This is a genomic window from Cupriavidus sp. 05T42 (genome assembly GCF_056396345.1).
Genome location: NZ_JBFTLH010000002.1, coordinates 13066 through 35508, shown reverse-complemented (window position 1 = coordinate 35508; position 22443 = coordinate 13066). Strand labels below are relative to the sequence as shown.

22 protein-coding genes, 1 other RNA gene and 1 riboswitch are annotated in these 22443 nt (G+C 68.3%); of the genes, 9 read left to right on the top strand and 14 right to left on the bottom strand.

From position 1 onward, the window contains the following. Nucleotides 1-900 (top strand): cobalamin-binding protein, encoded by a 900-nt coding sequence (locus AC1EJR_RS02220; RefSeq protein WP_092290723.1) that lies wholly within the window; start codon nt 1-3, stop codon nt 898-900. A 32-nt stretch (nt 901-932) separates the two neighbouring features. Here AC1EJR_RS02220 and cobC read toward each other — a convergent pair whose 3' ends face one another. The 7 genes from cobC to AC1EJR_RS02185 are packed head-to-tail and all read right to left on the bottom strand — an operon-like array spanning nt 933 to nt 7871. After that, entirely contained in the window at nt 933-1529 is a 597-nt protein-coding gene (gene cobC / locus AC1EJR_RS02215) for an alpha-ribazole phosphatase family protein (protein WP_092290725.1), read from the bottom strand. Then, the gene (locus AC1EJR_RS02210; RefSeq protein WP_454757308.1) at nt 1514-2290 is read right to left on the bottom strand and encodes an adenosylcobinamide-GDP ribazoletransferase; all 777 of its coding nucleotides are present in this window, start codon (nt 2288-2290) and stop codon (nt 1514-1516) included. The genes cobC and AC1EJR_RS02210 overlap by 16 nt, the downstream gene beginning before the upstream one ends. 22 nt (nt 2291-2312) lie before the next feature. Continuing rightward, nucleotides 2313-3377: a nicotinate-nucleotide--dimethylbenzimidazole phosphoribosyltransferase gene (gene cobT / locus AC1EJR_RS02205; protein WP_477112802.1), complete on the bottom strand. Its 1065-nt coding sequence runs from the start codon at nt 3375-3377 to the stop codon at nt 2313-2315. A 19-nt stretch (nt 3378-3396) separates the two neighbouring features. Beyond that, nucleotides 3397-4056 carry a cob(I)yrinic acid a,c-diamide adenosyltransferase gene (gene cobO, locus AC1EJR_RS02200; protein ID WP_092290730.1) on the bottom strand — a complete coding sequence of 220 codons (660 nt, stop codon included), beginning with the start codon at nt 4054-4056 and terminating at the stop codon, nt 3397-3399. Then, nucleotides 4057-4872 (bottom strand): ABC transporter ATP-binding protein, encoded by an 816-nt coding sequence (locus AC1EJR_RS02195; RefSeq protein WP_092290732.1) that lies wholly within the window; start codon nt 4870-4872, stop codon nt 4057-4059. Next, nucleotides 4869-5876, bottom strand: a complete 1008-nt coding sequence (locus AC1EJR_RS02190; protein ID WP_092290734.1) for a FecCD family ABC transporter permease — start codon at nt 5874-5876, stop codon at nt 4869-4871. Before AC1EJR_RS02190 ends, AC1EJR_RS02195 begins: the two co-directional genes overlap by 4 nt. A 36-nt stretch (nt 5877-5912) precedes the next feature. After that, nucleotides 5913-7871, bottom strand: a complete 1959-nt coding sequence (locus AC1EJR_RS02185) for a TonB-dependent receptor plug domain-containing protein (protein WP_477112801.1) — start codon at nt 7869-7871, stop codon at nt 5913-5915. Nucleotides 7872-7945: 74 nt separating this feature from the next. Further along, nucleotides 7946-8209: riboswitch (cobalamin riboswitch) on the bottom strand. Between the two features lie 201 nt (nt 8210-8410). Between AC1EJR_RS02185 and AC1EJR_RS02180 the strand changes: the two genes are divergently transcribed. The 6 genes from AC1EJR_RS02180 to AC1EJR_RS02155 all read left to right on the top strand — a co-directional run bounded on the left by AC1EJR_RS02180 (nt 8411) and on the right by AC1EJR_RS02155 (nt 11810). Beyond that, nucleotides 8411-8746, top strand: a complete 336-nt coding sequence (locus AC1EJR_RS02180; protein WP_092290738.1) for a hypothetical protein — start codon at nt 8411-8413, stop codon at nt 8744-8746. Continuing rightward, nucleotides 8743-9081, top strand: coding sequence for a cell division protein ZapA (locus AC1EJR_RS02175; RefSeq protein ID WP_092290740.1), 339 nt, complete (start codon nt 8743-8745; stop codon nt 9079-9081). The genes AC1EJR_RS02180 and AC1EJR_RS02175 overlap by 4 nt, the downstream gene beginning before the upstream one ends. A gap of 324 nt (nt 9082-9405) precedes the next feature. Beyond that, nucleotides 9406-9622: non-coding RNA, 6S RNA (gene ssrS / locus AC1EJR_RS02170), on the top strand. 112 nt (nt 9623-9734) lie between these two features. Further along, a complete protein-coding gene (locus tag AC1EJR_RS02165) occupies nt 9735-10175 on the top strand; it encodes an EVE domain-containing protein (protein ID WP_092290742.1) in 441 nt (146 codons plus the stop codon). Nucleotides 10176-10185: 10 nt separating this feature from the next. After that, nucleotides 10186-10998, top strand: coding sequence for a sulfite exporter TauE/SafE family protein (locus tag AC1EJR_RS02160; protein ID WP_092290744.1), 813 nt, complete (start codon nt 10186-10188; stop codon nt 10996-10998). A gap of 119 nt (nt 10999-11117) precedes the next feature. After that, nucleotides 11118-11810, top strand: coding sequence for an SIMPL domain-containing protein (locus AC1EJR_RS02155; RefSeq protein ID WP_441645478.1), 693 nt, complete (start codon nt 11118-11120; stop codon nt 11808-11810). Nucleotides 11811-11864: 54 nt separating this feature from the next. Here AC1EJR_RS02155 and AC1EJR_RS02150 read toward each other — a convergent pair whose 3' ends face one another. From AC1EJR_RS02150 to AC1EJR_RS02130, 5 genes are all read right to left on the bottom strand, one after another. After that, nucleotides 11865-13418, bottom strand: a complete 1554-nt coding sequence (locus tag AC1EJR_RS02150) for a malonate--CoA ligase (protein WP_477104823.1) — start codon at nt 13416-13418, stop codon at nt 11865-11867. 90 nt (nt 13419-13508) lie between these two features. Continuing rightward, nucleotides 13509-14291: an enoyl-CoA hydratase/isomerase family protein gene (locus AC1EJR_RS02145; protein WP_477112799.1), complete on the bottom strand. Its 783-nt coding sequence runs from the start codon at nt 14289-14291 to the stop codon at nt 13509-13511. Continuing rightward, nucleotides 14291-15301 (bottom strand): Bug family tripartite tricarboxylate transporter substrate binding protein, encoded by a 1011-nt coding sequence (locus AC1EJR_RS02140; protein WP_092290752.1) that lies wholly within the window; start codon nt 15299-15301, stop codon nt 14291-14293. The genes AC1EJR_RS02145 and AC1EJR_RS02140 overlap by 1 nt, the downstream gene beginning before the upstream one ends. Nucleotides 15302-15397: 96 nt before the next feature. Next, complete coding sequence (locus tag AC1EJR_RS02135) at nt 15398-16849, bottom strand: malonyl-CoA decarboxylase domain-containing protein (protein ID WP_092290754.1); 1452 nt, start codon at nt 16847-16849, stop codon at nt 15398-15400. Further along, entirely contained in the window at nt 16846-17571 is a 726-nt protein-coding gene (locus AC1EJR_RS02130; protein WP_255370682.1) for a GntR family transcriptional regulator, read from the bottom strand. The genes AC1EJR_RS02135 and AC1EJR_RS02130 overlap by 4 nt, the downstream gene beginning before the upstream one ends. A gap of 770 nt (nt 17572-18341) precedes the next feature. Between AC1EJR_RS02130 and AC1EJR_RS02125 the strand changes: the two genes are divergently transcribed. Together AC1EJR_RS02125 and AC1EJR_RS02120 are read left to right on the top strand one after the other, a co-directional pair. After that, nucleotides 18342-19430 carry a YjgN family protein gene (locus tag AC1EJR_RS02125; protein WP_092290756.1) on the top strand — a complete coding sequence of 363 codons (1089 nt, stop codon included), beginning with the start codon at nt 18342-18344 and terminating at the stop codon, nt 19428-19430. 20 nt (nt 19431-19450) lie between these two features. Then, nucleotides 19451-20470: a M48 family metallopeptidase gene (locus AC1EJR_RS02120; RefSeq protein ID WP_477109777.1), complete on the top strand. Its 1020-nt coding sequence runs from the start codon at nt 19451-19453 to the stop codon at nt 20468-20470. 6 nt (nt 20471-20476) lie between these two features. Here AC1EJR_RS02120 and lgt read toward each other — a convergent pair whose 3' ends face one another. After that, complete coding sequence (lgt, locus tag AC1EJR_RS02115) at nt 20477-21295, bottom strand: prolipoprotein diacylglyceryl transferase (RefSeq protein ID WP_092290761.1); 819 nt, start codon at nt 21293-21295, stop codon at nt 20477-20479. 47 nt (nt 21296-21342) lie between these two features. Next, nucleotides 21343-22320, bottom strand: a complete 978-nt coding sequence (locus AC1EJR_RS02110) for a LysR family transcriptional regulator (RefSeq protein ID WP_092290763.1) — start codon at nt 22318-22320, stop codon at nt 21343-21345. Between the last annotated feature and the right edge of the window lie 123 nt (nt 22321-22443).

The window sequence follows — 22443 nt, the reverse complement described above, 5'->3', positions numbered from 1 at the left end:
ATGACGAAGTCCACCGCCGCGCTGGCCCTGCTTGCCGCGCTCCTGACCTCCACCGCCCACGCGGCCGTTTCGGTCATCGACGATGCCGGCAACACCGTGACGCTGGCCCAGCCCGCGCGCCGCATCGTCTCGCTGGCGCCGCATGTAACGGAGCTGCTCTACGCCGCTGGCGGCGGCGACCGCATCGTCGGCACGGTCTCCTACAGCGACTACCCGCCGCAGGCGCGCGACCTGCCGCGCGTGGGCGACAACAAGGCGCTGGACCTCGAACGGATTGCCGCGCTGAAGCCGGACCTGATCGTGGTCTGGCGCCACGGCAACGCGCAGAAGCAGACCGACCGCCTGCGCGCGCTGGGCCTCCCGCTGTTCTACAGCGAGCCGCGCAAGCTCGAATCGATCCCGGAAAACCTGGAGAAGCTCGGCAAGCTGATGGATACCGGCCCGGTGGCCACGCGCGCCGCCGCGGACTTCCGCCAGCAGGTGGAGACGCTGCGCAAGACCTACGCCAACCGGCCGCCGGTGACGGTCTTCTATCAGGTCTGGCAGCAGCCGCTGATGACGCTGAACGGCCAGCATATGGTCAGCGACATGCTGGCGCTGTGCGGCGGGCGCAACCTGTTCGGGAGCGAGCCGCCGCTGGTGCCGACCGTGTCCGTGGAAGCGGTGGTGGCCGGCAACCCCGAGGCGATGATGACGGCGGGCATCGGCGCCACGCGGCCGGACAAGCCGCTGGCGGATTTCTCGATGTGGGAAAAATGGAAGTCGGTGACGGCGGTGGCGCGCAACAACCTGTTCATCATCGACGGTGACCTGGTCAACCGCGCCGGCCCGCGCGTGGTGCAGGGCGCGGCCGAGATCTGCAAGGATCTCGATATCGCGCGCTCGCGCCGGCCGTCCTGACTCAGATTCGTACTCGTTCGACCGAATTCGATCTAGTTCGACAGCCGGTTCCACCAGCCGAGCCGTGCGCCCATGCCATCCGCACCATCCAGATGGAAGCGGCACGTGGCCCCAAAGCCCAATTCCCACCCCAGCGTGCGCGCCAGCGGCAGGCCCAGCCAGTGCGCAGCCAGCATGCGGATGGGGCCGGCGTGGGTCACCACCCAGAGGCAGCCCCCGGCGTCGGCCGGCAGCGATCCGGCCCAGTCCACCACGCGCGCCATGACCTGCGCGGCGCTCTCGCCGCCGTGCGGACGCGCCGCCATCAGGTTGGCCGCCCAGTGATCGAGATCGGCGCGGTCGATGGTCGCCCACTCCCGCCCTTCCCACTGGCCGAAGTCCAGCTCCCGCAGGCGCGGTTCGATTTCCGGATGGATGCGGGTGTCGATGCCGTGGGACAAGGCCGACGCCGTGTCGCGCGCGCGGGCCGCCGGGCTCGTCAGGATGCGGTCCGGCCGCAGACCGTCCAGCGTGGCGACGATCCGCTCGGCGGGCGGCGAGACGGGCAGCGCCAGCGCGAGGTCCAGCGCGCCGTAGCAGATGCCCGGCGCCACTTCCGGCCGGGCGTGGCGGATCAGGACCACGTCCATGCGGCCGCCACGAGGTAGATCGACAGTTCGCTGCATTGCTGCGCCATGCCGAGGCAATCGCCGGTATAGCCGCCCAGCCGGCGCACGAAGTACGCGCCCAGCGCCGCGCGCACGACAACCAGCACGACGATGGCCACGCCCGCGAATGTCGGCCCGAGCAGCGCCAGCGGCGCCACGCCGCAGACCAGCGCGAACAGCAACCCGGCCCCGGCCAGCCGCTGCGCCACCGGCTTGGCCTTGCCCTCCGCGCGCACATAGTCGTGCGTGGCGAGGAAGGAGATGGCCATCGCCCGGCTCGCGCCATGGCCGGCCACCAGCACCGCCAGCAGCACGGCCAGCCCGCCCGCCTCGCCCGTGGCCAGCAGCAGTTGCCACTTGAGCAGCAGCGCCATGACGATGGCGATGGCCCCGAAGGCGCCCACGCGCGAGTCGTGCATGATGGCCAGCACGTCCTCGCGCCGATAGCCGCCGCCGAAGGCATCCACGCAATCGGCCAGACCATCCTCATGGAACGCGCCGGTCAGCAGCAGCGTGGCGATCATGCCCAGCGCCACCGCCACGGGCGCGCTCCACAACGCCAGCGCGCCCCAGGTGACCAGCGCGCCGGCCACGCCCACCAGCAGACCCACCAGCGGAAAGTAGCGCGCCGCCGCGTTGAGGTAGTGCGGCTGGAAGCCGACCCAGCCGGCCAGCCGCTGCGGCAACGGCACGCGCGTGAAGTAGCCGAGGGCGGTCAGGAAGAAGCGCAGTTCGTCGGCCATGGTCGGGTTTTCCGGATTCCGATCAGGCCGCGCCGGGGCTCACGCCGGCACCGCTGAACGTCGCCATTTCCTTAAGGAACGCCGCCGCCGACGCCACCAGCGGCCACGCCAGCGCCGCACCGGTGCCTTCGCCCAGGCGCAGGTTCAGGGCCAGCAGCGGTTCGGCGCCGAACTCGGCCAGCAGGGCCTTGTGGCCGCGCTCATCGGAACAATGCGAGAACACGCAGTACTGGAGCACGGTCGGGTCGATCCGTGCCGCCACCAGCAGCGCGGCGGAGGCGATGAAGCCATCGACCAGAATCACCATGCGGCAGGCGGCGGCGGCCAGGTAGGCGCCGGTCATCGCCGCGATCTCGAAGCCGCCGAAGGTGGCCAGCACGTCCAGCGGCGCGGTGACCTCGGCGTGGCGGGCCAGCGCGCGCTCGAGGATCTCGCGCTTGCGGGCCACGCCGGCGTCGTCCAGCCCGGTGCCGCGCCCGGCGCAGTCGGCCAGCGGCAGGCCGGTCAGCCGGCTCATCAGGCAGGCGGCGGCGGAGGTGTTGGCGATACCCATCTCGCCGAAACCGATCACATTGGTGCCCTGCTCCGCATGGCGCAGCACGCGCGCCATGCCGGCCTGGATGGCCGCGCCAGCCTGCGCCGGCGTCATCGCGGCTTCCTCGACGAAATTGCGCGTGCCGTCCGCCACGCGGCAGTTGACCAGACCCGGCGCGGCCGGCAGCGGCGCGCGCACGCCGGCATCCACCACTTCCAGCACCATGCCGTGCTGGCGCGTGAAGACATTGATCGCCGCGCCGCCGCCGAGGAAGTTCAGCACCATCTGGGCCGTGACTTCGGGCGGGAAAGCGCTCACGCCGGCTTCGGCCACGCCATGATCGCCGGCAAAAACGATGATGGTCGGGCGGGTCAGCACCGGCTGGGTCTCGCCCCGGATCAGGCCGATCTGCATCGCCAGCGACTCCAGCCGGCCCAGCGAGCCGGGCGGCTTGGTCTTGTCATCGATGGCGGCCTGGAGCGCGGCACGCAGCGAGTCATCGAGCGGGGCGATCGGGGGAAGTTGCAGGGGGGTGTCGGTGAAGGTGGACATCGTCATTTCCGCAGTGTCTTTACATTTCTACGCCGCGCTGGGCCTTGATACCCTGCTGGAACGCGTGCTTGACCGGGGTCATCTCGGTCACGGTGTCGGCGGCCTCGACCAGCGCCGGCGGCGCGCCGCGGCCGGTAATGACCACGTGCTGCATCGGCGGACGGGCGCGCAGGTCGGCAATGACCTGCTCCACGTCGAGGTAGTGCAGCTTCAGCGCGATATTCAGTTCATCGAACAGGACCAGCCCGATGGCCGGATCCTGCAGCATGCGCCGGGCGATTTCCCAGGCGGCCTCGGCCTTGGCCACGTCGCGCGCGCGGTCCTGGGTCTCCCAGGTGTAGCCCTCGCCCATCACGTGGAACTCGCAGGCTTCCGGAAAACGCTGGAGGAACATCTCCTCGCCGCTCGGGATGGCGCCCTTGATGAACTGCACCACGCCCGTGCGCATGCCGTGGCCCATCGCGCGCACGACCATGCCGAAACCCGAGCTGGACTTGCCCTTGCCGTTGCCGGTGGTGATCACGATCACGCCGCGCTCGGTCTGCGCGGCGGAGATCTTGGCGTCCACCACTTCCTTCTTGCGCGCCATGCGGGCCTTGTGGCGGGCGTCGCGGCCGGCATCGTCTGGGGTGTCGGGCGTTTCCGGGGTGTCCGGCGGGTTGTTGTCGATATCGCTCATTTACGAATTTCCAGTCATCCCATCGGGAATCAGCGCCGTATGGAGGCCGTCGCTGACGCTGACGATGGGGGTGCGCAGCGCGCGGGAGCACTGCGCGGGGGTGAGGACTTCCGGCGCGGAGCCGTGCAGCGCCTGACCGTCTTCGGACATCAGCAGCGCATGCGTGGCGTAGCGGCGCGCCAGGTTGAGATCGTGCAGGATCACGACGGCCGCGTGGCGGCCTGCCGTGGTCAGGCGGCGCAGCAGTTCCAGCACGAGGATCTGGTGGCGCAGGTCGAGGTGGGCCACCGGCTCGTCGAGCAGCAGCAGCGGCGCCTGCTGGGCCATGGCGGCGGCCAGCGACACGCGCTGGCGCTCGCCGCCGGAGAGCGTGAGGACATCGCGCGTGGTCAGGGCGTCGAGGTCGAGTTCGGTCATGACGTCGCGCACCACGCGGTCATCGTCGCCCTGGCCCCAGCCCCAGCCGCTCATGTGCGGATGACGTCCCACGCGCACGGCGTCCTGCACGGCCATCGAGAAGGTGTCGTGCACGGCCTGCGGCAGGTAGGCGCGCTGGCGGGCGAGCGCGGCTGGCGCGGCGCGGGTGACCGGGATGTCGTCGATGCAGACCTCGCCGCCCTCGGGCGCGCGCAGGCCGGCCAGCACGCCCATCAGCGTGGACTTGCCCACGCCATTGGGGCCGACCACGCACCAGAACTCGCCCGGCGCGATGGCCATCGACAGATGCTCCACCAGCACGCGCGACCCGGTGCGCAGGGCGACATCGCGCAGGTGCAGGCTGGGACAAGGCGCGAGCGGCGTAGACCAATGGTTCATCGCGGCCTCCGCAGCAACAGATAAAGGAAGGTCGGCACGCCGAGCAGCGCGGTAATCACGCCCACCGGCAGTTGGGTCGGGGCGATCACGGTACGGGCGATCAGATCCGCCGCCATCAGCAATGTGCCGCCCAGCAGCACCGAGGCCGGCAGCAGCAGCCGCTGGTCGTTGCCCCAGGCCAGCCGCACCATATGCGGCACGACCAGGCCGACGAAGCCGATCGACCCCGCCGTGGTGATCGCCGCCGCGATGGCGAACGAGGCGATCAGGAAGGTGGCCAGCCGTACCCGGCCCACCTGCACGCCCAGCGATTGCGCCACGGTCTCGCCGAGCAGCATCACGTTGAGCGAGCGGGCCATCGGCATGGCCAGCGCCAGCGCCACGGCCAGCGTGGCCAGCGCGGCGCCGTAGCTGGCGGTGCCGCCGAGGTCGCCCGTCAGCCAGAACAGCATGCCGCGCAGCCGCGATTCCGGCGCGATGGCCAGGATCAGCGTGATCAGCGCGCCCCAGCCGGCGGCCAGGATCACGCCGGTCAGCAGCAGGCGGGCGCCCGCCTCGTGGTGGCCGCCCTGCACGCGCGGGTGCAGCAGGTCCCGGCGCGCCAGCGAAGCCACCAGCACCATCGACAGCAGCGCCCCGCCGGCGGCGCCGGCCTGCACGGTCCACAGCGGCAGCATCAGCAGCATCGCCAGTAACGCGCCGGTGGCGGCGCCGCCCGAGACGCCTAATACATAGGGCTCGGCCAGCGGGTTGCGCAGCAGCACCTGCATCAGCGCGCCAGAGAGCGCCAGCAGGCCGCCGCACGCGAACGCGGCGACGGCACGGGGGAGTCGCAATTCCCTGACAATCGCCCCGGCCATGCCGGCATCGGTGGCGGTCAGGGCCTGCCAGAGCTGCGAGGCATCGAGCGATACGCTGCCCAGCGCGAGCGACAGGCCGAACACGGCCAGCCCCGCCAGGGCGAGGACCAGCCAGACGGCCAGCGCGCGGCGCGCCTCAGCCATGGCGGACCCCGCCCGGGCGCGGCGCCTTGCCGGGCCTCATTTCTGGCGCCATCCCAGCGTGACGAACCCCGCCCGGCCCTGCGTGGCGTACGGATAGGCGAGCTGGTAGTTCTTGTCGAACAGGTTTTCCACGCGGGCGGCGACGAACCATTGCTTGTCGATGTTGTAGCGGGCGGTGAGGTTCAAGATACCGTATCCGCCCAGCCGGCGCGAGCCGTTGTCCATCCGCGACGACGACACCAGCCACTCGCCCCCGAATCGGAAATCGCCGAAATTCCGGCCCACATCGAACGACGCATGGCGGCGCGCGCGGCGCAGCAACTGGGTGCCGTTGGTCTCATCGACCGGATTCTGGAAGGTCACGCTGGCGCCGACATCGGTGCCGAGCAGGTTGGCGCGCCAGGACGCCTCCACCCCCTGCACCTTGGCCTTGTTGACGTTCTGCGCCAGGAACAGCCCGTTGGCCTGCTGCGTGGAGACGATCAGGTCGTTGTAGCGGGTCTCGAACGCGGTCACGCGCAGCAACCCGGTGGCGGCAGTCTCCACCTGCACGCCCAGCTCGGCCGACTTCGCGCGCTCCGGCTGGAGGTTCGGCTGGCCGAAGTTCGGGTAATAGAGTTCGTTGAAGGTCGGCGCGCGGAAGGCGTTGCTGACGTTGGCGATCAGCTTGACCGCCTGGGTCAGGTGGAAGCCATAGCCGGCGAAGAAGCTGCCCTGGTTGCCGAAGTCCGAATAATGGTCGTTGCGCGCGTTCAGCTGCAGCTGGTGGCGGCCGATCTTGCCTTCGTAGCCGCCGTAGACCGAGAACACATTGCGGATGGGCGCGTTGTAGGCGCTGGACGACAGTTCCTGCTGGAGGTAGTCGGTGCCGAACAGCAGCGTGTGGTCAGGCGTCAGCGCGTACTCGTTCTGCCAGTTGAACTGGCGCGAGCGCGTGCTGAACAGGCTGTCGAACAGGCCGTTCTTGGTGGTTTCGGCGCGGTCCTCGCTCTGGGCGACCTTGAAATGGGTGCGCCAGTCGGGCAGCAGCTTGCCGTTGACGAAGGCGGACAGCGTGTACAGCTCGCTATCCATGCGCAGGTCGTCGGTCGGCTTGCCGCTGGTGCTGTCGTACGACAGCTGGCTGTTGGAGTAGTACGCGGCCACGCCGGCGTCCCAGTCCTGGCTGAACTTGTGCTTCACCTGGCCGGAGACGCTCTTGTTCTCGTACGGGTTGTCGGCCGGGTTCGGGCCGATGCCCTGCCGGGCGCGCGTGGGGTTGTCGCGATTCCATTTCGCGGCGTCGATCGACGAATAGCCGTCGGTCTTGAAGATCGACCCAGTGACGTTGAACGAGGTGTCGCCCACCTGCCCGCCATAGCCGACCGTGCCCTGGCGCGTGTTGTTGCTGCCGTACTCCACCGAAGCGTTGGCCGCCGGGGCCTGGCCGGCGCCGCTCTTGGTGAAGATCTGCACCACGCCGCCGATGGCGTCGGAGCCGTACAGGGCCGAGACGTTGCCGCGCACCACCTCGATATGGTCGATCTGGTCCGGCAGGATATTGCTGAGCTGCGCGGTGCCGCCGCTGGCACCGGCGATGCGCACGCCATCCACCAGGATCAGCACCTGGTTGGAATTGGCGCCGCGCATGAACAGCGTGGTGTTGGCGCCCATGCCGCCCGTGGTGGCGAACTCCACGCCCGCCTGGCCGCGCAGCAGCGAGCGCAGGTCCGGCGCCTGGGTGTTGACGATGTCTTCCTGAGTGACCACCGTGGTGTGCGGCAGCGCCTCGGTCACGGCCTGCGCGGTGCGCGAGGCGGTGACGACCACCGGCGCGAGCGTCTGGCCGGGGGCGGCGCCGCTGGCATCCGGCGCGGCTTGCGCGTGGACCATGGCGGGGTAGAAAGCGGGTACAAGGGCGGGCACGAAGGCGGCGATGGCCGCCAGGATGGCGGGCACGCGCGGGCGGACCGGCGGCTGGGTCGCGGCGGTCTGCCTGTGGAGCGAGGAACGCATGTTGCTGGATGGATGGAAGTACGGCCGGGCCCGTCCCCGCGGGCCTTGTGGCGAAGTGGCGCGCCGCTGTGGAGCGGTGCGCCCGCGTTCAGGCCGGTATCCGGGCTGACGACATCAGGCCGGCCGCCTTCCCGATCGCTGGATCCCCGTCAAATGGCGGGGTGGATCAGTGGCATGCTGGCAGGCCCTTGCGCGGCGCATGGCGCGCGCGCGGTCGCTTACCGTTGCGGGGGCAGCACAGGTTGGCCCAGCGCGCGGCGCGCCCCGGACTCCCTGTTTCCCGTTGAACTGCGGCCCTGTGGGCAGGGTCGCGAGCACCTGGAACGTGCGCGAGTGTAGGCAGTTTCACCGGGGCCGTCAATCTGGCGGACGTGGTGCGGAACCGTCCACTCCGGGGCCGGTTACCCGCACGTTGCGTGACGATCGATGCAACTTCCTGGCGACGCTGCAGTCAGAAACGTCTCGTTGACGACGTGGCCGATCCGGCATCGGCTAGAATCCCGAAACCTGACCCACATTCCATCGGACAGACAGGCACTATGCTCAACGAACTCGAACAACTGGCCGCCAAGATCGGGCGCGTGCTGCATCACGCAGACACCCTGGCGGCGGAAAACCAGCGGCTGCGCGCGGAGATCGACCGCCTGCGGGCCGAGGCGAGCCAGTTGCGCACGGACCGCGAATCCATGGCGGCCGACCGCGAACTGCTCAATATCAAGATCGAGGAAGCCCAGCTGCGCATCCAGTCGATTCTGGACAAGCTGCCCACGGCCAGCGATGCGCGCCAGCTCGACCTGCTGGGCGAAGGCGCCCCGGCCACCGGCTCGGACCCCGATGCCAGCGGCGCGCACCCCGCCCCCGGAGAACACGCATGAGCAATAAGCAAGTCGAAGTGAACATCGCGGGGCAGCCCTACCGCTTCGCCATCGCGCCAGACAACGAAGCCGCGCTGCTGGAGGCGGTGGCGCTGGTGGACAACCAGATGAACAAGCTCAAGGGCAACGTCTCCGCCAAGGGCGTGGAGCGCGTGGCCGTGATGGCGGCCATCAGCATCGCCTCGGACCTGCTGGCCATGCGCCGCAAGCAGGAGGAGGACGGGCAGATTCCCGTGGACGCCGTGCGCGCCCGCATCCGCGAGCTGAACGAGCGCGCCGACGAGGCACTGCGGCAGTACGCGCACGTGGGCACCGACCCGCGCGCGCCGGGCTGACATCGACATCGGACGGATCTGGCCGGACTTGAAATCACACCGCATCGGCCGCACATGACAGGCATGTGAAGCCGATGGCGCAATGTCGGATTTGGCCGATGTCCGGTGTTGAAAATGTAACGATGCAACATGCCGAACTTGGTATGCCTGACGACGCGGTGTATAGTGTAGCCAGACTGCACAAACGCCTTACCGGTGCAGCATACAGGTCAGGTTATCGCGCCCGACCGCCGTTTTCATCCCATCCTGTTTCGAAACGGCAAACGTCTGACATCACCCCAGCTGCTCGCAGCGTAAGGTGAATATAAAGTCAGACGTTTGACAGTTTCCCTGCCTGGTTCGTGAGGGTCATAACTCCTTGAACCGATATGCATTGCATGGTGCGGGATTATGTCGTGTGGGCGAGCGCGTCACCGCATTCATAGTCTTGGTTCTGCCTGGACTCCCTGAGTGGGTGATGTACCCAAAATGCGACTTCCGCAGCCACTCTGAACCTCACTTGGGTTCAGGATGCCGACCCAGCGGCCGAGGCGGGGACCCCTCAGAAGGCGGTGGTTTTCAGAACCACCGCCTTTTTTCTTTGACCGACGGATACTGGTATCGTGACGCCACCCGCCGCCAAATCGGGCCAACGCGCCCCCCAGTACTGGCTGATGAAGTCCGAGCCGGACGAAGCCAGCATCGACGATCTTGCCAGGCGCGGCACGCTGCCGTGGACGGGCGTGCGCAACTACCAGGCGCGCAACTTCATGCGCGACCAGATGCGCATCGGCGATGGTGTGCTGTTCTACCACTCCTCCTGCCCCGAGCCCGGCATCGCCGGACTGGCCGAGGTCTGCTCCCAGCCCTACCCCGATCCCACGCAGTTCGATCCCAAGAGCGATTACTACGACAAGGCCTCGAAGCCCGATGAGCCGCGCTGGTCGCTCGTGGACGTGCGTTTCGTGCGCAAGAGCGCGCTGGTCCCGCTGCCCGCGCTGCGCGAGCACGAGGCGCTGGCGGACATGGTCGTGCTCCGGCGCGGCAACCGCCTCTCCATCACGCCGGTCACGCCGGCCGAATGGCGCTATATCACCGAACGGCTGATGAAGTGACGGGGCGACCATGAGTCCTGTCCTGATTCCGGGGCTGCTGATCCTCGGCGCCTTCACCGGCTTCTGCGCCGGGCTGCTCGGCGTGGGCGGCGGCATGCTGATGGTGCCCTTCCTGACGCTGTTTTATACAGCCATGCAGGTCTCCGACAGCCACATCGTCCATATGGCCATCGCCACGTCGATGGCGACCATCCTGTTCACCTCGCTCTCCTCCGTGCGCGCCCACCACAAGCGCGGCGCGGTGCGCTGGGGCATTGTGCTGGCGCTGGCGCCGGGCATCCTGGTGGGTGGCCTGATCGGCGGCGGCAAGATCTTCAGCGTGCTCAAGACCGGCTGGCTGTCGCTGCTGTTCGCGGTCTTCGTCGGCTTCTCGGCGCTCCAGATGCTGCGCAGCCGCCGGCCACCGGCCGCGCGCCGGCTACCGGGCACACCGGGCATGGTCGGCGTGGGGTCGGTCATCGGCCTGATCTCGAGCCTGGTGGGCGCCGGCGGCGGCTTCATCTCCGTGCCGTTCATGACCTGGTGCAACGTGCCGATCCACAACGCCGTGGCCACGTCGGCCGCGCTCGGCTTCCCGATTGCGCTCGCCAGCGTGGTCGGCTACGTCTGGGGCGGCTGGGACGTGGGCGGCCTGCCGGCCGGCTCGCTCGGCTATGTGTACCTGCCCGCGCTGGGCATCATCGCCATCGCCAGCGTGCTCACCGCGCCGCTGGGCGCGCGGGCGGCGCACAACATGGACGTCAACGCGCTGCGGCGCGTGTTCGCCGTGCTGTTGGCCTGCCTCGCCTCGTACATGCTCTGGAAGGCGTGGCGGACGTTCTGAGCGCGCCGCTCCCTCCGTATTACACGGCGAAACACCCGGATACAGTCATTGCAGCCGCGCACGGAACGAAGTGCGCGGAAAGGCGTCTGAAAGCCACCACTTTGATCGGGAGAACAACAATGAAACAACTGCTTGCGGCCACTTTGCTGAGTACCACCGCTGCCGTGGCATCGGCCCAGACCCTGCCGCCGCCCGCCGGCGTACTGTCGCTGTCCGCCGAGGCGGTCACCGAGGTACCCACGGACGTGGTGCAACTGACGCTGGCCGCGGAACAGGAAGGCGCCGAGCCGTCGGCGATCTCGTCCGCGCTGTCGGCCCGCACGCAGGCCGTGCTGGCGCAGGCCAAGCGCACCTCGGGCGTGGAAGCGCAGTCGGGCGGCTTCACCATCCATCCGAGCACGGACCGCAACGGCCGCATCAGCACGTGGCGCGGGCGCTCAGAAGTGATCCTGAAGTCGAAGGATTTCGCGGCGGTGTCGAAGCTGGCCGGCGAACTGGCCAACCAGATGCAGGTGCAGAACGTCGCCTTCTCGCTCTCGCGCGAGGCACGCCAGGCCACCGAGGCGAAGCTGGCCGAGCAGGCCGTGTCGGCGTTCCGCGACAAGGCCCAGACCAGCACCAAGCTGTTCGGCTATAGCAGTTATACGATTCGTGAAGTGTCGATGAACGACAGCGGCGGCGTGGTGCCGCCGACGCCGCGCATGTATGCCGCCAAGGCGATGTCCGCAGACGCCGGCGCGCCGATCCCCATGGAAGGCGGCAAAGCCCATGTGACCGTGTCGGTCAATGGGTCGGTCCAGATGGTGAAGTAAACAGGTAGTTCGGCTTCCCCCTCTCCCAGTTCTACAGGGCGAGGGGGAAATCCATCACAGCGCGGCGAACTGCTCCCGCAGCACGTTCTTCTGCACCTTGCCCATCGTGTTACGCGGCAGCTCGTCCACCACGTGCACGCGCTTGGGCACCTTGAAGTTGGCGATACGGCCACGCAGCGTGCCGATCATCCCCGCCTCGTCGATCTCCGCCCCCGGCTTGCGCACCACCACGGCCACCACGGCCTCGCCGAAATCGGCATGCGGCACGCCGATCACGGCCGATTCCACCACGCCCGGCAGTTCGTCGATAAAGCTCTCGATTTCCTTCGGATAGACGTTGTAGCCGCCCGAGATAATCAGGTCCTTGCTGCGGCCCACGATCGTCAGGTAGTCGTCCGGCACCTTGCGCTCGCCGGCCTGGCTGACGATGGCTCCGCCGAAGCGGCCCACGTCACCGGTCTTGAACCAGCCGTCGGCGGTGAATTCCTCGGCGGTCTTCTCCGGCATGCGCCAGTAGCCCTTGAACACGTTCGGCCCCTTGACCTCCACATTGCCGATCGCGGCCGGCGCGCAGGGGTTGCCCTCGCCATCCATCACGCGCACCGACACGCCCGGCAGCGGCATGCCCACCGTGCCGCCGATGCGCTCGCCGAGCTTGGGATCGTACGGGTTCGAGACCAGCATCACGGTCTCGCTCATGCCGTAGCGCTCCAGGATGGTGTGGCCGGTGCGCTCGCGGAAGCCGTCGAACGTCTCCAGCAGCAGTGGCGCCGAGCCAGACACGAACAGCCGCATGTTGCCGCACACCTCGCGGTTGAAGCGCGGCTCCTGCAGCATGCGCACGTAGTAGGTCGGCACGCCCATCATCACCGTCGCGCGCGGCAGGAAGGCAAGGATCTGCGCCATGTCGAGCTTGGGCGCCCAGATCATCTTGGCGCCGGCCAGCAGCGCGCCGTGGGAAGCTACGAACAGCCCGTGCACGTGGAAGATCGGCAGCATGTGCAGCAGCACGTCGTCGCTGCGCCAGCCCCAGTATTCGTGCAGCGTCTGGGCGTTGGAAGCCAGGTTGCGGTGCGTCAGCATCGCGCCCTTGCTGCGGCCCGTGGTGCCGGAGGTATAGAGGATGGCCGCGAGGTCATCGTCGCCCTTCGTCACGGTCTGGAAGGTGTCCGGCTGGGCGGCCGCGCGGGCCAGCAGCGAGCCGCTGCGGTCGTCGTCCAGCGTGAACACGTGCGCGGTGTTGTGGCGGAACGCCACCTTCGACACCCAACCGAAGTTCTTGCTGCCGCAGACCACCACGGCGGGCTCGGCGTTGCCCACGAAATAGTCGATTTCCGATTCCTGGTACGCGGTGTTCAGCGGCAGGTACACATAGCCCGCGCGCAGCGTGGCCAGGTACAGGAACAGCGCCTCGGGCGATTTCTCCACCTGCACCGCCACGCGCGCGCCGGCCGGCAGCTTCAGCGCGGCGAGCAGGTTGGCGATCTTGGCGGTGGCACGGTCCAGGTCATCCCAGCTGTAGTACAGCCCGTCATGGGTCTCGATGCAGCACGCGCTGCGGTCGACGGGAAAGCGGGATTCGAACAGGGCGAACAGATTGGCGTTCATGGTACGGAATCGAAGGAAATAGGATGCCGGCGAATAAGACGGGATTGCGGTGGCGAAACCGGCACGCGGACGTGCCGGCCGGCCGCCATCTTACTCCCCGGTGAACTCGGGCCGCCGGTGCGCCAGAAAGGCGGCCACGCCCTCGGCGTGATCGCGGCTGCCGGCGTAGGCGAAATGCGCGTCGATTTCGGCCGCCTGGAGCGGCGCGGGATCGGGCGACAGGCGACGGATCGTCGCCTTGTTGATCCGGGCGGCCAGCGGCGCGCCGGCGCAGAGGCGCTGCACGGTGGCGGCTACCTCGTCGTGGAGCGCGGACTCGGCCACCACGCGTGTGAGCAAGCCCTTACGCTCCGCCTCGGCCGCATCGAACACACGGCCTTCCAGCAGGATTTCCAGCGTGACGGCGCGCCCGGCCAGCGCCAGGAGCCCGCCCAACTCGCCGGGCGCCATCGGGAAACCCAGCCGGTTGATTGGCACGCCGAAGCGGCTGCCCGCCGCGGCGATGCGCAGATCGCAGTGGCAGGCAATTTCCAGCCCGCCGCCCACGCAGACACCCTCGATCATCGCCAGCGTCGGATGCGGGCACGTGGCGATGGCCGCCAGCGCCGGGGCGAGGATCTCCGTGTGGTAGCGGCGCACCGACGCCTCGTCGCCCCGCACGACCGGAAACTCGGCGATGTCGGCGCCGGCGGCAAAATTGCCTTCGGCGCCCCGCACCACCACGCAGCGCAGCGACGTATCCGCCGCCAGCTCCGCGAAGCCCGTGGTCAGCGCCTGCCACATGCTGGTCGAGATCGCGTTGAGCTTGCCCGGATGCGACAGCGTGACCGTGGCCACGGCGCCGTCCCGCGCGAACGTGACGGTGCCGCCCATCAGTCGATCTTGGCGCCGGAGCGCTGCACCACCTCGGCCCAGCGCTTGATTTCGGCATGCTGGAACGTGGCGAACTGGTCAGGCGTGAACGCCGGCGTTTCCGAGCCGTTCTGGAGCCAGATCTGCTTCATTTCCGGCGAGTTCAGTGCCTTGGTGGTCTCGGTGTAGAGCCGGTCGATCACTTCCTTCGGCGTGCCCTTCGGCGCCCAGAGCGCGTACCACGTCGACACCTCGTAGTTTGGCACGCCCGCCTCGGCCGCCGTCGGCACGTTCGGGAAGGCCGGCGAGCGCTTGTTCGCCGCCACCGCCAGCGCCTTGATACGGCCCGCGCGGATGTGTTGCGCCGACGAGCCCAGGCCGTCGAACAGCATGTCCACCTGGCCGGCGATCAAATCCGACAGCGCCGGGCCGGCGCCCTTGTAGGGGATGTGCGTGATGAAGGTCTGCGTCTGCAGCTTGAACAGCTCGCCCGCCAGATGGTGCGACGAGCCATTGCCGGCCGAACCATAGTTCAGCTTGCCCGGATTGGCCTTGGCGTAGGCAATCAGCTCCTTGAGCGTGTTGGCCTGCACCTTGGTCGGATTCACCACCACCACCTGCGGCGGCTGGGCAATCACGGTGACGGGGATGAAGTCCTTCTCGATGTCGTAATCGAGCTTCTTGTAGAACGACGGGGCGATGGCGTGGTGCGCCCCGCCGATGAAGATGGTGTAGCCGTCCGGCGCGGCCTTGGCGGCGATGCTGGCGCCCACGGTGCCGCCCGCGCCACCGCGGTTGTCGATCACGAACTGCTTGCCGAGCTGCTTGGACAACTGGGCGGTCAGCGGACGCGCGAAGGCGTCGGTGCCGCCGCCGGCGGGGAACGGCACGATCACGGTGACCGGCTTGCTCGGCCACGTATCGGCCAGCGCGGCCGGCGCATACATCGACCCTGCCGACGCGGCGGCTACACCCGCCACGACCGCGAACGCACGCGCGCACGCGGTCAGATGGAACTGACGACGTTTCATGTACTGTCTCCTCTCTCTACTTGCTGCGGAAAGTCAATCGAAGTACTACATTCACCCGACAAAAATGCCTGGCGTCATCCGTGCCCGACCCAGGGGTCACAGCAGCTTGCCCACCGCACGGCTCATGCGGGGATTGCCATCGCCAAGGCGTGCCAGATTGTCATCCAGCGCCTCCGGCACGTAAAGATAATTCACCATCATGCCGCACGACTGGGCGCGGCCTTTTCGCGACAGGTCGGCAGCCCAGTTCAGCCGCTCCACGCAGGCGCCATTGCCCAGGTGGAAGCGCGCCACGGGGTCCGCCGGCTGCCCCGGCGCGCCCTCGCGCACGAGGTAGTGGGCGGCCAGCGTCAGCGCGGTATCGCGCACCACGGGGTCCGGCGCGTCGGCGGGCAGCGCGGCCAGCCAGCCGGCGCCATCCGTGGGCGGCGTGCCCTGGCGCTCGGTCCAGCGCGCCAGGCGCTTCTCGCCCAGGATCGTCACGATGGCGTCGCCGTGCTGCTTGCGCAGCCAGTCGGCAAACCCGGGCAGCGGAGACAGCGTGGCGAACTGTTTCAGCTTGGGGAACTCGCGCTGCAATTCCTCGATGACACGCTTCAAGAGGAAATTGCCGAAGCTCACGCCGCGCAGCCCGGCCTGCGTGTTGGAGATCGAATAGAAGATAGCCCACTTGACCCGGCGCAGGTCTTCCAGCGGCGCGGCCTCGTCAAGCAGCGCCTGCACGTTGGCCGCCATCTCGGGCACGAAGGCCACCTCGACGAAGATCAGCGGCTCGCGCGGCATGCGCGGATGGAAGAACGCGTAGCAGCGGCGGTCCGAATCGAGCCGGTTGCGCAGGTCGGTCCAGGAGGCGATTTCGTGCACGGCCTCGTAGCGGATCAGCTTTTCCAGCAGCGAGGCGGGCGAGTCCCAGGTGATGGGCTGCAACTCGAGCAGGCCGACATCGAACCAGTTCGAAAACAGCGCTTCCAGGTCTTCGTCGAGCACGCGCAGGCCCGGCACGCGCTTGTGCCAGCGGAGCATGTCCGCGCGCAGCTGGATCAGGAAGTGCAGGCCGCACGCGCTGTTGTCGCTCTTGCCATGGTGCGCGGCCAGCCGCTTGAAGAAGCGGATGCGTGCGTTGGACAGCGCCTGCGACAGGCCGGACGCCGCGCCAGATTGGGAGGCCGATTGCGCGCTGCCCGACTTCGCGCCAGCACCATCGGCACCCGCCGCCACTTCGGCCAGCACCGTCAGCATCGCCTGGCGCACCGGCTCAGGCGCGGCCTCGTACTCGGCCTGCCAGGCCTGTGCGGCGGCGTTGGCGGCGCCATCGGTCAGCCGGGCATCGAAACAGGGGCGAAGCTGCTCGCGCTGGCGCTTCATCGCGCGCGTGGACAGCGCCGGGGCGTCAGCCTCCTCCGCCTTGGCACGCTTGGCCGGGGCGGTTTCCCCTTCGCCCTTGCGGCTCCACCAGCGGCCGAAGCGCGACAACAAGGTATCGCCGACCGGTTCCGTGGCTTCCAGCGGGGCGCTGACTTTCTGTTCGGCGGGATCGAGGGCGCTCATGAGACTCCTGCGGCGAGAACGTTGCGGAGAACGGGTGAGGCGGCGGCTGCGGACTCGGCAGGCTCCGGGGCCGGATCGGCACGATCCAGCGCCCGCAGCGCGCCGCGCTGGCGCAGCACGTGGGTCTTCATCAGCGCCTCGGCCCCTTCCGGGTCGTGCGCCTTGAGCGCGGAAAACACCGACATGTGCTCGGCGCACGATTCGTGAATCCGGCCCGGCAGCTTCAGGCTCTTGTGGCGCGACAGGCGCAGCACCTTGCGCAGGTCGCTGACCACGCCGGACAGCCAGCGGTTGCCGGCCAGGCGCTGGAGCGCCTCGTGGATCTGATAGTTGGTTTCGTAATAGGCGTCGATGTCGCCAGCCTGGGCGTAGCGCGCGAGGTCGGCGTGCAGGCCCTCCAGCGCGTCGAGATCGGCCTGCGTGACGTTGCGCGCGGCCTCGTAGGCGCAGCGGCCTTCGAGCAGCGCCATCAGCGGGAAGATCTCATCGAGATCCTGCTCGGTCAGCGCGTTGACGAAGCAGCCGCGCCGGGGCTCCAGCCGCACCAGCCCTTCGGCCGCGAGCACCTTGAGCGCCTCACGCAACGGCGTGCGCGAGGTGCCGAGCGAGGCGGCCAGCGCCACTTCGTCGATCCATGCGCCGGGCATCAGCGTGTGATCGTCGATCATCGCCCGCAAACGGTCTGCCACTTCGAGGTACAGCGCCTGCCGGATGATTCGCACGATGCCTCCGGTCCCGGGATACCGGGGAAGACTGCCCACGCGGCGTATGCGCCGCAATAATTCATAATTATGGGGAGCGCCGGCAGCGTGGCAAGCGGTTTCGATGCTGCAATGCGGAAAGCGACAAAAGGCGTAGCGCGCAAACCTCGCCAGCCGTTTCGGAGACATTCGGGGAGTACAAATAGGTGCAGCGGACGACTTCCCCAGGCCTCCCTGCCGGGGAAATCGTCCGCGCCTGAAAGAACCGCCGTCGGACATCTCATCGCTTGCCGGCGCTCGTTGCCGACGTGCGTGGACCAGAGTGATTACCTGGCGCTGGCCCGCGCCTGCCCCCGCTGAAGCGTCCCGTTGGGACGCGGACTTTCCCGTTGCTTTTCTGCTGCGTGGCGTCATCCCGGTCGATGTCCTCCCTCGGTCCATCGCCGCGGGCAGCTTCGCCATGCCACCCGTCTTTTTGTAACAAGTCATAAAGCGAATACCGTGCCATCCTACTTAAGTCATTGATTTTATTGAGGTGGACGATTGACGACTTGTTACATTTCATGGAGCATGTAACAGGATGTTTCTCCGTCGTTACGACTGACCTCGACGCGCCAACACTCTCTGACTCGTCTATTCCGGCGTTTTGTGATGGACAGCCGTCAGCGCAGTGCCACAATGTGTCGCCCGGCGCACGAAAGGCCCGGGCAAATCGGTTGCAAATATGAAACGAGGGCGGTTGGCGCCAGAATGCCGACCCACGACGCCCCGACGACCAGGGAGGTCAAAACATGGCATGGGATCACAAGGGCGAGCACTTCATCGGTGCGGGATCATCGGATTTTGGGCATACGCCCCCGCCGCCGGCACCGCTTCAGCTCTCGTTTACCGGATCGGGCTCGGAATACTTCCGTATCTGGATCGTCAACGCGCTGCTCACGGTGGTCACGCTCGGCATCTACTCCGCGTGGGCCAAGGTCCGCACGCTCCAGTATTTCTATCGCAACACACGGCTCGATGACGCCGCGTTCGACTATCACGGCAAACCGGGCGCCATCCTCAAGGGCCGCGCCATCGTGCTGGTGCTGGCCATGGTGGTCCAGTTCAGCGGCGTGGTGAGCCCGGTGCTGCCGCTGGTGTTCGCGGTGGTCTTTGCCGCCGTGTGGCCGTACCTGCTGGTGCGCTCGCTGCGCTTCCGCATGGCCAATTCGAGCTATCGCGGACTGCGCTTTGCCTTCACCGGCGGCGACAAGGAAGCCTACAAGGTGTTCCTGCTGTGGCCGATCCTGTCGACGCTGACGCTCGGCCTGCTGGCGCCGCTGGCGCACCAGCGCTTCAAGCAGTACCAGCACAACCACACGCGCTTTGGCACGGCACCGTTCGCGTTCGATGCCACGTCTGGTGACTTCTATGGCGTGTACCTGCGTACCGGCATGGTGACGGCGCTGTTCATGATCGTCGGCGCCGTGCTCAGCGCCATCGCCATCCCGGCCGGGGCCGATACCAAGGGCGGCGTGGCCATCGTGCTCGGTGGGACGGTCGCGTTCACCTACTTCGGCATCATGCTGACCGGCCCCTACTTCACGGCCAAGCTCCAGAACCTGGTCTGGAGCCACACCACGCTGGCCCCGCACCGCTTCGAGAGCCGCGTGGGCGCGGGCCGCATGATCTTCATCACGATTACCAACTGGATCGCCATCGCCCTCACCTGCGGCCTGTTCCTGCCGTTCGCGAAAGTCCGCTCCACCCGCTACCGCGTGGAATCGGTGACGATGTTCGCCGCCGGTCCGCTGGACGCCTTCGTGGCCGGCGAAGCCGAGCAGGTCAGCGCGCTGGGCGACGCCACCGTGGACTGGTACGACATCGACATCGCGCTCTGAGCGCGGCGCGGAGCATCGCCATGGTAGCGGCCCGGTATTTCGACACGCGCTCGTCGCGCGCCCATCCCGTCGTGCTGATCGTGCAGGGCGGGCAGGCCATCCTGCACGATGCCGAGGGCGCGGAGGTGCGCCGTGCGCCGCTGGCCTCGCTGCGGGTGTCCGAGCGCAACAAGCGGGCGCCGCGCCTGGTGACCTTCGATGACGGCGCGTACTGCGAGGTGGCTGACCACGCCACGTTCGAGGCCATGCTGGCCAGCACCGGCCACCGCGAGGGCTGGGTGTCGCGCGCGCAGAACAGCTGGCGGCTTACGGGCCTCGCCCTGCTGGGGATGCTGGCCGTCGTGCTGGGCGCCTATTTCTATCTGCTGCCGTGGAGCGCCGAGGTGCTGGCGTCGACCGTGCCGGCGTCCATCGAGGCGCAACTGGGCCAGGCCACGCTCGACAGCCTCGACCACGGCCTCGTGACGCCAAGCAAGCTGCCCGCCGCCGACCAGCAGCGGATTCGCGACAACTTTGCCGCGCTACGTCGCCCCGACGATCCCGACCACGCCTACCAACTGCTGTTCCGCCACGGCGACCGGCTCGGCGCGAACGCGCTGGCGCTGCCGGGCGGCACCATCGTGGTCACGGACGAACTGGTGGCCCTGATCGGCACCGGTGCCGGCATGATGGGCGTGCTGGCGCACGAGGCCGGCCACGTGGCGCAGCGCCACGGGCTGCAGCAGGTGATCCAGGCATCGGCCGTCGGCGCGCTGGCGGCGTACTTCTTTGGGGATTTTTCGACGGTGCTCGCCACGGTGCCGGCCGCGATGCTGACCATGCGCTATTCGCGGGACCATGAGCGCGAGGCGGACGCCTACGCGGTAGAGGTGATGCGGCGGAACCGCTTGCCGGTCTCCGCCCTTGCCGATGTGCTGGGGAAGCTGGAAGACGCCCATGGCGGCAAGTCGTCGGACAAGTCCGAGGACGATGCCAGCTTCTTCTCGACCCACCCGCTCACGCGCGAGCGGATCGAGGCCATCCGGGCCGCCGGGAACTGACGGCGATCAGCGCGCCGCGCCCGCCGCGGCGCCGTTGCCCTGGCGGCGATAGGCCCAGACCATCATCAGCACGCCGGCCAGCACCATCGGCAGGCTCAGCCACTGGCCCATCGAGAAATTCAGCGCCAGCAGGCCGAGGAAGGTGTCCGGCTCGCGCGCAAACTCGGCCAGGAAGCGGAAGCCGCCGTAGCCGATCAGGAACGCGCCGGACACCGCCCCCATCGGGCGCGGCTTGCGCGAGAACAGCCACAGGATGAGGAACAGCGCCACGCCTTCCAGCGCGAACTGGTACAGCTGCGACGGGTGGCGCGGGATGTTGTCGCCAGCCTGCGGGAAGATCATCCCCCACGGCAGGTCGGTCGGACGGCCCCACAGTTCGCCGTTGATGAAGTTGCCGATGCGGCCGGCAGCCAGCCCGCACGGGATCATCGGCGCGATGAAGTCGGTCACTTCCAGCCAGTGCCGGCGCCGCACCTTGCCGAACACCCACATCGCCACGAGCACGCCGAGGAAGCCGCCGTGGAACGCCATGCCGCCCTCCCAGACCTTGAAGATCTCGAGTGGATGCGTGAGGTAGTAGGTCGGCTTGTAGAACAGCACGTAGCCCAGCCGCCCGCCCAGGATCACGCCGAGCACGCCGTAGAACAGCATGTCGTCGAGGTCGCGCGTGGCCCAGCCGCGCGCGGCGATGTGCGGCTGGCGCACGCGCAGGCGGCCGAACCACAGGAACATGATGAAGCCGGCCAGGTACATCAGACCGTACCAGCGGATGGCCAGCGGGCCCAGGTGAAGCGCGACCGGGTCGAATTGCGGATGAACGAGCATGGCGGAGGAGAGGTATTTATATAGTGTCTGGGGTGATGCCGTCGGGGTCATGCTGCCTTGATACCATCGTCCTGCGACAGGCCGATGGCGGTGGCCAGCCCGGCCGCGATGTCGATGAACGACCGCAGCACCGGCGCCATCCCCGATTGCCCGGCCGAAGGCCCGGCGGCGCCTTCGCGCCAGACCAGGCCGGTCTCGATCAGCGGGCCGGCATCGCGCAGCGTCAGGTAGGACACGCCCGTACGCCGCAGGTTGCACAGCGATGCGGGCACCAGCGCCACGCCCATGCCAGCTGACACCAGGCTCACGATGGTCTGCATCTGGATGGCCTCCTGGGCAATCGCCGGCGTCAGGCCGTCCCGCGCATAGTAGCCCGTAATGATGTCATAAAACGCCGGCGCGCTACGACGCGGGAAGATGATCAGCGGCTCGTGCGCGGCGTCGCGCAGGGCGATTTCGGTCGGCGCAGGGGCATCGGCGGCGAGGCTGGCGGGCCGCCAGCCATCGGGCACGGCCAGCACCAGCGGCTCGCGCACCAGCGGCAGGTACGAGAGCCCGTGCGGCATCACGGCCAGTTGCGGACGGATGACGAGACCCGCGTCGATCGCGCCCTCGGCCAGCGCCTCCAGCTGGACGTCGCTGGTGGCTTCGCGCAGTTGCAGTTGCACCTCGGGGTGCCGAGCGCGGAAATGCCGCAGCAGCTCGGGCAGGATGCCGTAGTCGGCCGTGCTGACGAAGGCCAGCGCCAGCGAGCCCACCTCGCCCCGCGCCAGCCGCTGGGCCAGCCCGGGCAGCGCGGCGGCATCGGCCAGCACGCGGCGCACCTCGGGCAGCCACTGCTGGCCGGTGGGCGTCAGCATCACGGACCGGCGCGTGCGCGCGAACAGCTGCACGCCGATCTCCTCCTCCAGCGACTGGATCTGCTGCGAGAGCGGCGGCTGGGTCATGGCCAGCCGCCTTGCCGCGCGGCCGAAATGTAGCTCTTCCGCCACTGTCACGAAGTACCGCAGTTGCCGCAGGTCCACGCACGCTCCCGTTCGTCGCTGTGATAGATTTTTCGACTCAATACAGGTCAAATAATATATTTGACATGATACTACGCAGGCGGCATCCTTCAGGCCACAAACACGGCAGGCCGTGGCATCGAC

Coding starts and splice junctions, on each gene's coding strand:
- AC1EJR_RS02220 (WP_092290723.1), top strand. CDS start 1: ATGACGAAGTCCACCGCCGCGCTGGCCCTGCTTGCCGCGCTCCTGACC.
- AC1EJR_RS02150 (WP_477104823.1), bottom strand. CDS start 13,418: ATGAACGCCAATCTGTTCGCCCTGTTCGAATCCCGCTTTCCCGTCGAC.
- AC1EJR_RS02145 (WP_477112799.1), bottom strand. CDS start 14,291: ATGGGCGGCACCGTCACGTTCGCGCGGGACGGCGCCGTGGCCACGGTC.
- AC1EJR_RS02135 (WP_092290754.1), bottom strand. CDS start 16,849: ATGAGCGCCCTCGATCCCGCCGAACAGAAAGTCAGCGCCCCGCTGGAA.
- AC1EJR_RS02140 (WP_092290752.1), bottom strand. CDS start 15,301: ATGAAACGTCGTCAGTTCCATCTGACCGCGTGCGCGCGTGCGTTCGCG.
- AC1EJR_RS02180 (WP_092290738.1), top strand. CDS start 8,411: ATGCTCAACGAACTCGAACAACTGGCCGCCAAGATCGGGCGCGTGCTG.
- AC1EJR_RS02210 (WP_454757308.1), bottom strand. CDS start 2,290: ATGGCCGACGAACTGCGCTTCTTCCTGACCGCCCTCGGCTACTTCACG.
- lgt (WP_092290761.1), bottom strand. CDS start 21,295: ATGCTCGTTCATCCGCAATTCGACCCGGTCGCGCTTCACCTGGGCCCG.
- AC1EJR_RS02160 (WP_092290744.1), top strand. CDS start 10,186: ATGAGTCCTGTCCTGATTCCGGGGCTGCTGATCCTCGGCGCCTTCACC.
- AC1EJR_RS02125 (WP_092290756.1), top strand. CDS start 18,342: ATGGCATGGGATCACAAGGGCGAGCACTTCATCGGTGCGGGATCATCG.
- AC1EJR_RS02120 (WP_477109777.1), top strand. CDS start 19,451: ATGGTAGCGGCCCGGTATTTCGACACGCGCTCGTCGCGCGCCCATCCC.
- AC1EJR_RS02190 (WP_092290734.1), bottom strand. CDS start 5,876: ATGGCTGAGGCGCGCCGCGCGCTGGCCGTCTGGCTGGTCCTCGCCCTG.
- cobT (WP_477112802.1), bottom strand. CDS start 3,377: ATGTCCACCTTCACCGACACCCCCCTGCAACTTCCCCCGATCGCCCCG.
- cobC (WP_092290725.1), bottom strand. CDS start 1,529: ATGGACGTGGTCCTGATCCGCCACGCCCGGCCGGAAGTGGCGCCGGGC.
- AC1EJR_RS02175 (WP_092290740.1), top strand. CDS start 8,743: ATGAGCAATAAGCAAGTCGAAGTGAACATCGCGGGGCAGCCCTACCGC.
- AC1EJR_RS02155 (WP_441645478.1), top strand. CDS start 11,118: ATGAAACAACTGCTTGCGGCCACTTTGCTGAGTACCACCGCTGCCGTG.
- cobO (WP_092290730.1), bottom strand. CDS start 4,056: ATGAGCGATATCGACAACAACCCGCCGGACACCCCGGAAACGCCCGAC.
- AC1EJR_RS02195 (WP_092290732.1), bottom strand. CDS start 4,872: ATGAACCATTGGTCTACGCCGCTCGCGCCTTGTCCCAGCCTGCACCTG.
- AC1EJR_RS02185 (WP_477112801.1), bottom strand. CDS start 7,871: ATGCGTTCCTCGCTCCACAGGCAGACCGCCGCGACCCAGCCGCCGGTC.
- AC1EJR_RS02165 (WP_092290742.1), top strand. CDS start 9,735: ATGAAGTCCGAGCCGGACGAAGCCAGCATCGACGATCTTGCCAGGCGC.